At 41.4% G+C, this 12,503-nt stretch carries 12 protein-coding genes; 3 read left to right on the top strand and 9 right to left on the bottom strand.

The window, feature by feature from the left end:
• Positions 1-3 precede the first annotated feature (3 nt).
• The 3 genes from CBS1_RS08735 to CBS1_RS08725 all read right to left on the bottom strand — a co-directional run bounded on the left by CBS1_RS08735 (position 4) and on the right by CBS1_RS08725 (position 4,073).
• Complete coding sequence (locus CBS1_RS08735) at positions 4-1,011, bottom strand: ABC transporter permease (RefSeq protein ID WP_090223009.1); 1,008 nt, start codon at positions 1,009-1,011, stop codon at positions 4-6.
• Positions 1,012-1,131: 120 nt separating this feature from the next.
• Positions 1,132-3,006 (bottom strand): ABC transporter substrate-binding protein, encoded by a 1,875-nt coding sequence (locus tag CBS1_RS08730; protein WP_090223008.1) that lies wholly within the window; start codon positions 3,004-3,006, stop codon positions 1,132-1,134.
• A 356-nt stretch (positions 3,007-3,362) separates the two neighbouring features.
• Positions 3,363-4,073, bottom strand: a complete 711-nt coding sequence (locus tag CBS1_RS08725; protein ID WP_164969265.1) for a M48 family metallopeptidase — start codon at positions 4,071-4,073, stop codon at positions 3,363-3,365.
• Between the two features lie 669 nt (positions 4,074-4,742).
• Here CBS1_RS08725 and CBS1_RS10720 point away from each other — a divergent pair.
• Positions 4,743-5,030, top strand: a complete 288-nt coding sequence (locus tag CBS1_RS10720; protein ID WP_338323360.1) for an ATP-binding protein — start codon at positions 4,743-4,745, stop codon at positions 5,028-5,030.
• Positions 5,031-5,165: 135 nt separating this feature from the next.
• A complete protein-coding gene (locus CBS1_RS10715) occupies positions 5,166-5,540 on the top strand; it encodes a hypothetical protein (protein WP_241685514.1) in 375 nt (124 codons plus the stop codon).
• A 23-nt stretch (positions 5,541-5,563) separates the two neighbouring features.
• On the opposite strand, the gene CBS1_RS08715 is transcribed toward CBS1_RS10715, so the two are convergent.
• The 6 genes from CBS1_RS08715 to CBS1_RS08690 form a co-directional block, all read right to left on the bottom strand.
• Positions 5,564-6,634, bottom strand: coding sequence for a transglutaminase domain-containing protein (locus CBS1_RS08715; RefSeq protein WP_090223005.1), 1,071 nt, complete (start codon positions 6,632-6,634; stop codon positions 5,564-5,566).
• Between the two features lie 90 nt (positions 6,635-6,724).
• A complete protein-coding gene (locus CBS1_RS08710; RefSeq protein ID WP_236938419.1) occupies positions 6,725-7,963 on the bottom strand; it encodes an ATPase in 1,239 nt (412 codons plus the stop codon).
• A 59-nt stretch (positions 7,964-8,022) separates the two neighbouring features.
• On the bottom strand, positions 8,023-8,928 hold the full coding sequence (locus CBS1_RS08705) for a radical SAM protein (RefSeq protein ID WP_241685513.1): 906 nt from the start codon (positions 8,926-8,928) through the stop codon (positions 8,023-8,025).
• Positions 8,929-8,933: 5 nt separating this feature from the next.
• A complete protein-coding gene (locus CBS1_RS08700) occupies positions 8,934-9,683 on the bottom strand; it encodes an acyltransferase (RefSeq protein ID WP_033191451.1) in 750 nt (249 codons plus the stop codon).
• A gap of 56 nt (positions 9,684-9,739) precedes the next feature.
• A complete protein-coding gene (locus tag CBS1_RS08695; RefSeq protein WP_090223003.1) occupies positions 9,740-10,648 on the bottom strand; it encodes an acetamidase/formamidase family protein in 909 nt (302 codons plus the stop codon).
• Between the two features lie 38 nt (positions 10,649-10,686).
• Positions 10,687-11,316, bottom strand: a complete 630-nt coding sequence (locus CBS1_RS08690; RefSeq protein ID WP_033191453.1) for an HAD family hydrolase — start codon at positions 11,314-11,316, stop codon at positions 10,687-10,689.
• A 167-nt stretch (positions 11,317-11,483) separates the two neighbouring features.
• On the opposite strand from CBS1_RS08690, the gene CBS1_RS08685 reads away from it, so the two are divergent.
• Positions 11,484-12,488 carry a glycosyltransferase family 2 protein gene (locus tag CBS1_RS08685; RefSeq protein WP_033191454.1) on the top strand — a complete coding sequence of 335 codons (1,005 nt, stop codon included), beginning with the start codon at positions 11,484-11,486 and terminating at the stop codon, positions 12,486-12,488.
• Positions 12,489-12,503 lie beyond the last annotated feature (15 nt).

The raw sequence follows: 12,503 nt of genomic DNA, 5'->3' as shown, positions 1-12,503 counted from the left end.
ACCTCACTTGTATTTAACACGGGGATCTAGTAATGGGTATAACAAATCTATTAAGAAAACACTTGTTGTAATGACGATTATAGAAATACTCGTTATACCCATCAACAAGTTATAATCTCCTGTAAATACGGCGTTATAAAGAAGAGTTCCCATTCCCGGATAGGAGAAAGTCATCTCAGTTATAAGAGCTCCGCTGAAAATTTGACCTAGCGAGAGCGCCAATCCTGTTATTTGAGGTAACATTGCATTTCTAATCACGTATTGATATACAATTTTTTTCTCAGGAACTCCTGCATATTTTGCGTACCTGACATAATCTTCTGACTTGACCGTTTGAACGATTAATTTCATACCCTGAAACCAGACGAACGTTCCTATTAATAACAACGACAATGCGGGTAAAAATGCGTGCTTAAGTATTGTTACTATACTGTACAAATCAAACCGAATCTTACCTCCTATTGAAAACCCACCTCTAACAGGAAATATAGGAAATATAAAACCAAAAAGGATGAGTAAGGAAAGCGCCAATATATAGTAAGGCATAGGCCTAATCACCATCGCAATCAAATCCACTATCTTGACCCACTTTTTGTCGGGATAATATCCAGCAAATCCTCCTAAAATACTTCCTATTACCCATGACAAAAGGGTTGTAGACAGCAATAACCCAACGGTCCAAGGAAGTGACTGAGCTATAAGCGTCTTAACTGGTGTTGGAAATTGATAATAAGAGGGTCCAAAGTCCAATTTTGAGAATCTTACAAGAAAATCTCTATACTGTTCCCATAAACTTCCTTCAAGTCCATACAGCTGTTTCAAAGTAGAAATCATATTCTCAACAGACTTGGGATCCATATAAACACCTTGTGTTGTAAATCGAGCAATAAACTGTTGAACAGGATCAGTTGGCAAAAATCTTGGTATGAAGAAAACCATTGTAATACCAACGAAAATAACAAGAAAATAGGTTATCAGTCGTGGGATTAAATAATTTTTTACAAACTTCAAGACTTGGGCCTCCCTTCTCCTGGGGACGTGAATTTCTATTTTTCAGGTTTAAAGTATAGCCGACTTAAAAATTAGGGAGGGAAGGGTTCCCTCCCTAAACAACGAAGTACTCACCTCTTGCTATTTTCGACCAGTTGGTTTCAGGAATGGCAGCATATATTTGAAGTTTGGCCAGTGATGGTAAGGTTGCGCATACATATTTTCAGCACCCGGGAAATTGGTCCAGTAATACTCATTCCAAACAATAACACCTGGATAGTTGAAAGTAGGGATCCCCGGCATCTCACTTACCAATAGCTTTAGACCTTCTATGCCTATGTTTATCAAGTTTGTTGAATCATTCCACGGAGTTACCCTAAGCTTTCTTATTACATCATCCATTTTCTCATTGGACCATCTCATGTAATTTCCCCAAGGTGCATTTTCTCCTATATTGGCTTTATAATCAGAGAGGAACGGTTCCAGAACTCTGAACAAATCTGGATGTCCACCCCAAGGCTCTGCAGCAGGCCAATCAGTTGTAACTTCGAACTGACCTTTTTGTCCCAAAGTAGCCAGAGCATCTGTTGTCATTACTGTAACATCGATACCAAATTTCTTCCAAGCCTGAGATGCTGCAAAAGCGTTTCTGTAAGATGGATGAGCTGGGTTAGTGTTTGTTATAATCGTTATCTTCCAAGGTTTTCCATCAGGTAGGAGCCACTTGCCGTTTTTGTCCCTCTTGAATCCGTTCTTTGTCAAGAGTTGCTCAGCTATATCAGGTGCGTACTTCCACCAGCCAGGTCCGAAAATTCTTCGAATCTCCGCATTATCTTCTGGGATTTTATAACCTCTCTTCTTCGCATATTCCGCCAATCGTAGTCCTGCATTTGGATCGTAGGGTTTGAATTTCTTACCACCACCAAGATCGAGCTCAAAATTCCGCAGCCACGAATCCATCCTTAGATAATACCAGTCATAGTATGCTTTAGTCAGAGGAAGATGAATAGGACTAAGTGTCACAGCACCGTCAAAAGCATTTATAGCGTACTCCACAATATCGATAGCCAAAGTAAGAGCCCAGCGTACATCTTTATTGTTGAATGGTGCCACCATTGTATTGAATCCCAAACCAGTAATAGCAGGATCGATATTCACTGTCCACGGAAATTCCTTTCTCCAAGCTCTAGAGAAACTATCGCGGGACAAGACTACTTTCATTGCTTCGATCGTAAGGTCTGCTGCATCTAACTCATGTTGAACCATAGAAATAATTTGTTGTTCTGCGGTTCCGCTTGCTATGAATAGGACGTATTTAGGTTGTGGCATACCAAAAAGCATTCCTGTTGGAGTTCTGTTCCAATCACTTCTCCTTTCCCACAAAGTCCAGTATCCACCCGGATCAACATCCTTAAGTACATAAGGACCGGTACCAACCGGAGGATAAAAGTTGAAAGTTAGTGGATTCTTCACCTTTTCAAAAACATGTTTTGGGAGAGGTCTTAGTGCACCCCATCTATCAAGCCAGTAAGTATGAAATCTTCCATTCGGTTCCTTTAACTTGAATTTCACAGTGTAATCATCAATCTTTGTCATCTGAACAACCTGTTGCATCTGATCGTAATAATTCATTCCAGGTGTGTTTTTTACCACCTCAACTGTATAAATAACATCGTCAGCTGTGAATGGAACTCCATCGCTCCAATATACACCCTTGCGCAGTTTAAACGTTACTTCAGTTAAATCTTTACTATAAACCGGGTCTCCAGATGCGAGAGCGTTGATAATTTTCCCAGTTGCGTACTCAACACACCACAAAGGTTCTAAGAGTAAGTTCTGAATACCCCTGTCTTGCCACACCCAAGTTGCCCAAACGTTGAAATTTGTCGGGTTAGCAGCTCTTCCAGTAAGTGCGTTGGCTATGAATGTTTCACTTCTCTCAATTCCCGCAGGCAACGCTGAAAATCCCACAACCGCTAACACTATCAGTAAAATACCCAGAAGCCTCCTCTTCATCCACCCCACTCCTTTCCCAAACTGTAGTATACTAAACAAAATTCTCACGGACTATAGTTTGACTCGATCATGTAATGTTCTATGTCACAACCAATTGGTTACGTCAGTTCATTGGAGTAATTAATTATTTCCAGAGTGTAATCAATTTTCTTATAACATATTTGTAATTTTCTTCAAAATACGCAAAAATTTCTTATTTCAGAATAAGCCACAGTTAACTAATGAAATCTTTAAGTTTCTTTCAAAATCTGAAATTTTCTAATAAAATCTGTGATGGCTGTCTCAAATAAAATAATGGGTGACGGTTAGAGGGTGTGTACCATAGGAAGGAACGCAAGGGGTATTGAAATTCTTGCTCAGTATCTCGTGAGTAAGGTCCATCCATTATCTTTTAACCACATGCGACAGGTTTTATATTGAGGAAAACAACTTGCTAAAAAGCTCCAGAACGCTTTACTGTGGTTTGGATGAACAATATGCGCAAGCTCGTGGATCAAAACGTAGTCTATCACTTCAGCCGGCGCCATTATCAACCTCCAGTTCAAAGAAATCGTCCCCTTAGACGAGCAGCTTCCCCACCGCGTTTTAACATCCCTTATCTGCACCTTCTTGTAGCTTATCCCCATGACATTGGAAATTTCCTTCAACCTTTTTGGAAGGTACTCTTCTGCCCGTTTTCGGAGCCAGTGCTTTGCCAAAATATCGATATCTTTGGCGTATCTTTCATTAACGACAAAATGCTCGGTGTCGAAAAGTATGGGAACGACAATTTCGCTGCTGAACACGACTTTAAAAGGTTTCCCAAAATACAAAATCGCATCTTTCCCATTCTCCAGTTTTCGTGAGCGGTGTTTATCAAGAAGCAAGCGAATTTTATCGATATTTCTTATCGCAAACTCCAGTGCTCTCTCTTTATCAAAATGCCACGGAGCGATTAAGACAATCGTGTTTTCATCTTCAAAATGCAGCTGAACCGTTCTCTTTCTTCGCCTGCTCCTTTCAACTTTGAAATTAACACCCGCTACTGAAAAACCGAAAATGTTTGTATTCCTATCTGAATGTGCCATATATTCATGCTCCCGCATTATCGAATTTGGATTTTACCTTATGATTATATACAACCACTCTTTTGTGATTAAAATATTATTCATATTCTCACCTCGAAAAATTGTCCTGCTTTTCCAAGTTCCATTTCTCGATAGCGCTCGAACAATATTATTAACACTAAATTTTGCATCTTTTCTTTTCTGTCCTGTTTCGTGCCAAATACCAGAAACCGGACAGATGGTTACATATTAACAATTGTCTGTACAGTTTAGTTTAAATTAGAAACCACAACAACTTCAAATCTGGAACAACAACGAATCATAAATATTCTACCATATGCAGAAGTTAATGTTCAGTTTCTTTAAATAAGCAAGCCCTAGTTCGAACAATTACACAACATTTCCACCCAATAACCTGTCAAATCGTTCTGGGTGAGAACGATCTCAGCCATAAATCGTTCTATAATAGAACGATTTTTTAAAAAAGACTTATTTTTCGTTCTGTATTAGAACGTTTCTGTTTCATAATCGTTCTGTAACAGAATATATTAGAAGAGGGATGTGTGCGGAATGACGGTCGATAGGGCTCTTGAATTACTTGAATTAAGAACAAAGAGGGCTATTTCTTTCTTACCAGAAAAGCAGAGACTGTACTTTGAGAAGCTAAAAGAGAGGTAGACGAGTAGGGGAATTTTACTGTGCGGACCGAGGGGAAGCGGGAAAACGACTTTCCTTCTTTCCAAAGCGGGAAGCGAGGAGATGTTCTATGTCTCAGCTGATGATCTTTTAATAAATGCCGAGCCTTTCTTAGAATTAGCCCAACTTGTCCTTTTATCATACAACGGACTCATAGTCGATGAAGTACATTTCCTCAAAGATGGGGGACTACAAATCAAATCACTATACGATTCCTTTCCAAACAAAAAAATTTGGATTAACGGCAGTGGCTCGATAGCGCTGCATAAAAGTAGGGCCTAACTTTCGCGCAGGTTTGTAATTATCCAACCCACTTTGATGTCTGTCAATTCGCTGAGCGTAAATCACCTCGCAGTCACGAAAGCCATCGTTAGCCATTTGACTTACTCGAAAATTCTCACGATAAACGTAGAGGCCATGTGTAGAGATTGTGGAATTGGCAAGGAGAAACTCCTTGAACTGCTCAACGCATTGAAAGAAGTGGGATTGGTAAATATAGTTCAAAAATCACTTATCGAAAGGCCGTATCCTAAAGGCGGAAAGCTATTCTTTTCCGATCCCACGCTCTACAGTGTGTTGGACGGGGAGATAGGAAACTTTCGCGAGGCGTTTGTTGTTTTTGCTCTCAAAGACAGAGGAAGGTTGTTAGTACAAAAAGATGAACCGAAAGGAGATTTTCTATTCGATGATATTAGTTTGGAGATAGGTGGTGAGAACAAGAAAAAGAAGGGCTCTCAATACCTGGTTAGAGACGATATCGACGTACCTGTGAGAAACGCCATCCCAATGTGAACGCTCGGGATGGGCTGGTAAGGTCACTTAAACCTAACCTGCCATACGTAGAAATCCTTATCGCCATACGTGAAAAGATAAAAATGCGAATAGTCGTAGCTTACGCTTTTCACATTCGCGTTGTACAGCGCTTCTTCAACTGCTTTTGACAAATACTTTGAAACAAAATTAGTATGTCCGACAAAAACAACATCGCTTCTATCTCTTAGTCCCTTTGTCAAATAAGCGACCAAATCATCGTATTTATCTGCCAAATTACCGTACAGCGAGTTAAAAAGGCCCGCTGACTGTTTACTTCCACTGAGTATTTCTTCATACAACTTTTCTGCAAAACCTTTAGTCGATACGGTAACTGGAATTTTCGTCTTTGCATAGTGCGAATACCTTGCTTGATTTTTACCGAAGAGAAAATAAGTGTTCATGCCTAAACTGTCGTTCCATGTTGTATCAATGTAGTACCAGTTTCCCTCTATCTTAACAATGTTCCACGCATGTGGGACAAGTTTTTCTGCTGATTCGTATGGAGACTTTGCCTCACCACTGACAAGCAGTACATCTATCCCTGCTGCTTTCGCAAGTCTATAAAACAAGAGCGCATACCCTTGGCATACACCTTTTCTGTCTTTCAAAGTCGAATAAGCATTCTTGTGTGAATAAGACTCATCGTACTGAATGTATGACTTTATCCATTCGTTAAGCGCGTAGACCTTTTCTAAATCCGTACGTGCATTCTTAAGAATCGAAGGCAAATTCTTTGATATGAACTCATCAACCGCCTTGCGCTCTGCCTCGGATTCTAAATACACGTACGTTATCGTTGTTTCAACACTTCCTGCCTGCTCGATTGAATCAGCGCTCCATCTTTGTATAAACAACTGCTCAGGGATAATTTCAATAATCGTCCCCACCAACTTAAGCATCGTCGCGTTGTTTGTCCCATTTGCTTTTAGAACTGTCTTTTGTTCATAGCTGTGAATATCACTGACGATTGCTCTCTCAACATCATCAGCTGAATAGACCTGGTACACCTTGGCAAAGGCCATGGTGCAAAGTAGCGATAGAACAATCAATGTGAGGATTGAAGTTCTTTTCATAACAACTATCCCCTTTCAAAGCCGATATTACCTCTCACCCGCTCGACACCGTCGACAAGCTCGACAAATTTCGGACAGGCTCGACAGCATTCAGAAGTCAACGAACTTGAATTTTCCAGAGATCCTGTAATTACCTTCGCGGATTATTAAAAATCTCTTCTCAATCAGCTGATCAAGAACAGAATATGCGGTTGTTCGTTTAAAACCGCTCTTTTGGAGTATTTCCAGTATTCCATCTCTGGGGCCGAAATAATCTTTCAATAAACTAATTGCTCTCCTCTGGTTCTCCGTTAAGCCTGCAATTGAAACATATTCTTTAACGAACCTATTTATCGTTCTCACCACGTGCTCTTTCTTAAGTTTAGATTCGCCAATGTTATCGTAGATACTTTTGGACAATATCCACAACCCGTCCCTTGGATTTCCATCCGTAAAGTCGGCAACGACATCTAACACCTCTGGTTCAAGAAGGTCCAAATGCTCTTTCAACCTCTTAGCGACCATTTCTTTGATATCCAAAGCCTTTAGGGGCTCCAAGAAGACAATATCTTTAAAAACATTCTCCAAATTGCCCGCTTCGTTCCAACGCATCCTATCGGTTAGGTACTCTCTGTATATAGCAAACGGCAAAGAGAATATGACCACCAAGTTATCAAGAAGCATCTGATTTTTCAGGGCATCAATGACCTTCAGTACGTCTTCCTTTCTTTCCTTGTCCAATTCATCGATTATCAGCAAGAACTTACCTTTCGCTTTGATAGTTTTCTCCAGAAGCATCCCGAGCCGTTCACGTGCACCGAAAAAATTAAAGCGTGGGGCTTTCGCTTTTTCGAACTTTGCTTCAGCAGTTCCAAGCAACGTAATTGCGAGTGAAAATCCCTTCAATGTGGATACTTCTTTTGTAATCCATTCTTTGCACTCCCTTGCAACATCGCTGACGTCGTCGTCATTCTCCAACTTCGAAGCCAACGAATAGAGCAAATCGTACAGTATACTTTCCATCGTATCCCTGAGCGAAATGTTGACCATCTCAGCGTAGACACCTTTCGGTTTCACAAAGTTGAGCACTGTTGTCTTCCCAATACCAGTCTCGCCAGCTACCCCGAACACACCAAAAGGAAAGTGCAATGCAACGTTGCTGAGGTACCCGATCTCCCTTTCCCTGTTCACCAACCAAATGGAGCCTGTCTCATCCAAAGGTCTATCAACCAAAAGTGGAATAAGAACAGAAACGTTCTCTCGCACTATTTCACCCCAATTCTTAGAAAATCCATTTCCAAGTTCTCCCAGCTCAATTATACCATACACTAAACTTGTTTCGCTCGACACCGTCGACAAGCTCGACAAATTTCGGACAGGCTCGACAGATGCACAAACTAACGAACCAACTAATCAGCGAACCTAAACTCAGAACTTATCGACTTGGCAATCTCAAGGACTTCTTCGTATTCTTTGTAAGTTATTCTCCTTGCGATTTCTGGATATATGTGTGCTTTGAACGTTGGATAATACTGAGCCATGATATTCAAATACGCTTTTGGTGATACTTCCTTTGCTACGAACTCCAGCACCTTTTTGCTTTCTGCGACGTTGTTGGGCATCACCAAATGCCTGATTATCAAACCTCTCATGGCTATCCCACGCTCATCGACAACCAAATCTCCAACCTGCCTTTGCATTTCGATAAGCGATTCTTTGGCATGTTTTGCGTAATTTACAACCATAGAATAGCACTTTGCTCTCTCATTATCACCGTACTTAAAATCGGGCATGTATATATCCACTATACCATCAAGCAGGGCTATAATCTCTCTCCTTTCATACCCACCGCAGTTGTAGACCAAAGGGATATTCAATCCATTCTCAGCAGCAATCACCAAAGCAGACACAATCTGCGGGATGTAATGCGTAGGAGTGACGAGGTTGATGTTGTGGCAACCCATTTTTTGAAGTGTTAACATAATTTCTGCAAGTTCTTCAACGCTAACCCTTCTTCCCTCTCCAAGCTGGCTTATGTGGTAGTTTTGGCAAAACACACACCGCATATTGCAGTGCGTGAAGAAGATGGTCCCAGAACCGTTCCTACCAACGAGCACGGACTCTTCCCCAAAGTGAGGACCAAAACTTGCAATTTCAACATCCGCACTCGCTCTGCAAAACCCCAGTTTGCCCTCAAATCTATTCACCTTGCACATATGAGGACACAAATCACACTCTTCAAGATGGCTCATGAGTTCTTTTGCCCTACTCTCAAGTATACCATTCTTGAAAGCCGAGATATACGAAGCTGTCAATCAGCTCACCCTTTGTAATACACCTGATTCTCCAACAATTGCTCAGATGGGACATCTTTGAATTCCTTTGCTGGCACGCCGAGGTATATTTTCCTTGGCATCGTGTCTTTAGTCACAACAGAACCAGCGGCAACCAGAGTATCTTCAGCTATGACTACACCCGGCAGTATTGTCGAATTCGCACCAATCCTTGCACCTTTCTTCAGTGTAGGTCCTTTGAAGTACTTCTTTCTTTCTTCCGTTCTTCCCAAGAAGTTATCATTTGTGAAAGTCACGTTCGGTGCGACGAAACAGTAATCTTCTATCGTCGAAATCGCAGTTATGTACGCATTCGTCTCTATCTTCACATACTTGCCTATCTTCGTCTTATTCTCAACAGCCACCCCTCTACCGATTATCGTATACTCCCCAATCTCTACATCTTCCCTAATGCTCGCCAAATCCCCGACGAATACGAAATCGTGCAACACAGCTCCTCTGTACACCACACACCCAGCACCGATGGTAACGTATTTACCAATTACAAGAGGCTCAAGTTCTTTCTCATCGGTGGTTGCCGATGCCGATGCCTTGAACGGTTTTTTCCCCAGAACGGTATTATCCCCAATAACGCTCCCTTCACCGATTACAGTATCTTTTCGTATCACTACGTTGTGCCCGATAACAACATTATCACCTATCACAACGTTCCCCTCAATCACAACATTCTCACCGAACATTACGTTTTTACCAATCTTAGCGCTTGGTGAAATCATAGAACCCCTCCTCGAAATCATTTAACACACGTTTTGATATTCCTAACCAAGCAGATCTAAAAAACATCAATCCCCAACTGTCTAAGCACATTCACTGGCATTCTGAACCTTGCTGTCACAAGTGGATCAACGATTTGTGAAATTTGAGTATCTCCAACGATGCTCATCAGCATCACGAGTTCTTCTAGCGGGATCTCAGAATAGCTTGTTATAACCTCCGCCATATTTTCCACTGCACACTTGACCGCCTCGTCCAAACTCTGAGCTGATGCGAGTGCAAACACACCTTCTTCACAAATCACCATTGGATTTTTCAACTTTAAACCCTTTCTCACTCTCACCTTAGCAACTACCTTTCCGGGCACTTCAATGCCAGTCCCGCAGATTTCCCCATCACCCATCAGTGCGTGCAAATCTCCAAGTGCAAGCAGCGCACCTTCGACAGAAACAGGCAACAGCACTTTCGCACCTTTCTTAATGTACTTTGTGTCGAGGTTACCACCGTGGTATCCCGGCGTTCCGCAGTTGACACAGCCCTCTTTTGGTGCAACACCAATGACGCCGATCATAGGTTCTATGGGTAACTTTAATCCGTTAAAAATCGCCTTTCCATCTTTTATTTCCACAATCTTAGTGAAATACTCTTCAAACCTCTCTCCTAGTGGGCCCAAGCCCTTGCCAGTGACCATTACCCCTCTTTCAGCCACTTCAATGTCGATTATTTCAATTTCCAAGACATCCCCAGGCATTGAGCCATTGACAAAAACAGGTCCCGTTGCCGGATTAACTTCAGACCAATTCAAATTTTCCAGCTTATCTTCGCAGCTTCTAATCTGGTTGGAAAAACAATCCAGTGTTTCGAACTCTACCTCATCACCGCTCTCTACAAACAAAGCAGGCTTAACATCTGAGCAAAACGCATAAATCCTGTGTTCAGCCGATATACGATGTCTCGCATTCCCCATGCCCATCCCCCCAACACTATCGTAAGATTTTCAGCATTTCAGTAAAGTTCCATCTTCAAAACCTCTTCCAGTTTTTCCTTGAGCTTACCATATTCCGTCAAATGAATCACATTGAACCCGAGCCTGATGGCTGTTTCAATGTTATCCGCCCTATCATCGATGAACAATGAAGTCGAGGGTTTCACACCGCATCGTTCCATCAGCTCGTAGAAGATGTCCTCGTTTGGCTTAATCTTCTTCACATGGCTTGAAATCACCATGCAGTCGAAGTATTTGAAAAACTCAAACGTGTTATACACGTATTCAAAAGATTTATAACTGAAATTCGAAAGCACGCACAACCTGTATCCGTGCACTTTCAAAGAAGGCAACAGGCTCACATTCTCTTCAATCGGTTTTAGCAAGCTCAACACTGCATTTTTCATGTGCCTGATGTACTGAGCATCTTCAGGATACCTTTCCTCCATGATCCTCCAAAGCTGTGCTTCAGAAATCTCACCCTTATCCATCAAATTCCATTCCGGGACATTGAAAACCCTTTCCATCAACCGTTTTGCTACATCCTCGCCAAACTTCTCAACCATATACCCATATGGGTCCCAGTGTATGAGCACTCTCCCCAAATCGAAGACCACGGTGTCTATTTCTCTTTGAGCACTTCCTTGCATGTAATCACTCCCTTTCAAAAGTTTTCTCAGTTCAGCACTCCACCAAGATTTTACCACCACAGTTTTAAATTGTTAATAAGTGATGGCTGAACGTATTCAAAAACACAAAACTTTGAGTTATACTATCAGTGCAAGATAAGAAAACAAATCCATGTGGAGGTAGTCTAATGAGCCAAAATGAACCACTCGTTTCAGTAGTTCTCCCCGTTCGAAACGAAGAAAAGACCGTTTCTAAAACCATCGAAAGCCTTCTTGAAAACGAATACGAAAATATCGAAATAATTGTCGTTGATGGAATGAGCACAGACAAAACAAGGCAGATAGTTGAACGATACATCGAAAAACATCCAGGAAAAATAAAACTCCTTGAAAACCCTAAACGCCACACACCAGCTGGGCTAAACATCGGTATTCAGAACGCATCTGGTGAATACATCATGATAGCAAGCGGACATGCCACGTACTCAAGTAATTACATATCTACTTGCGTGAATGTGCTTGAGCAGAACATGTGCGATGTAGCTGGCGGACTTATGGAGACACTTCCAAGAAGCAACACTCCAAAAGCTATTGCAATAGCTGAGGTATTGAAACATCCATTCGGAGTTGGTGGGGCAAAGTACAGAACAGGCGCTCAGAAGAATGAATACGTCGACACGGTAGCTTATGGAATTTACAAAAAAGAAATCTTTGAAAAGGTCGGACTGTTCGATGAAAGATTGACAAGAAATCAGGATATAGAATTCAACATAAGGCTCAAAGATGCGGGATATAGAATCATGCTCGTTCCACAAGCAAAAGTGTACTACTTTGCCAGAGATACATTCAAAGGACTTTGGCAAAACAACTTTTCAAACGGATTTTGGGTTACCCACAGCCGAAAGCACGTGAAAAAAGCATACAAGCTAAGGCACTTAATTCCTTTGTTTTTTGTCATTTATCTACTCATTTTGGCTGTAACCCTCTCAATTCTGGTCATCCCAACTTTCTTTAAACTACTTGGCTTGGTTCCTCTTTCACTTTACTTAGCAATGGTTACCATATTCTCGGCATCTGTAAGCACCAAACACAACGACAATAGCATATTTTTCTATACGTTAACTTCATTCTTGATTTTGCACATATCGTACGGAACAGGTTCACTTGTTGGACTTGTCAAAAAGGCAGAATAGAAAGGGAGGCATCAC

Origin of the sequence: Fervidobacterium changbaicum (genome assembly GCF_004117075.1) — a bacterium.
GTDB lineage: Bacteria > Thermotogota > Thermotogae > Thermotogales > Fervidobacteriaceae > Fervidobacterium > Fervidobacterium islandicum.
This window is presented reverse-complemented; position numbering and strand designations above follow the sequence as displayed.

What these genes read in the sequence shown, in the direction of transcription:
- CBS1_RS08730 (WP_090223008.1), bottom strand. Translation starts at nt 3,006, where the DNA reads ATGAAGAGGAGGCTTCTGGGTATTTTACTGATAGTGTTAGCGGTTGTG.
- CBS1_RS08725 (WP_164969265.1), bottom strand. Translation starts at nt 4,073, where the DNA reads ATGGCACATTCAGATAGGAATACAAACATTTTCGGTTTTTCAGTAGCG.
- CBS1_RS10715 (WP_241685514.1), top strand. Translation starts at nt 5,166, where the DNA reads ATGTGTAGAGATTGTGGAATTGGCAAGGAGAAACTCCTTGAACTGCTC.
- CBS1_RS08715 (WP_090223005.1), bottom strand. Translation starts at nt 6,634, where the DNA reads ATGAAAAGAACTTCAATCCTCACATTGATTGTTCTATCGCTACTTTGC.
- CBS1_RS08700 (WP_033191451.1), bottom strand. Translation starts at nt 9,683, where the DNA reads ATGATTTCACCAAGCGCTAAGATTGGTAAAAACGTAATGTTCGGTGAG.
- CBS1_RS08695 (WP_090223003.1), bottom strand. Translation starts at nt 10,648, where the DNA reads ATGGGGAATGCGAGACATCGTATATCGGCTGAACACAGGATTTATGCG.
- CBS1_RS08690 (WP_033191453.1), bottom strand. Translation starts at nt 11,316, where the DNA reads ATGCAAGGAAGTGCTCAAAGAGAAATAGACACCGTGGTCTTCGATTTG.
- CBS1_RS08685 (WP_033191454.1), top strand. Translation starts at nt 11,484, where the DNA reads ATGAGCCAAAATGAACCACTCGTTTCAGTAGTTCTCCCCGTTCGAAAC.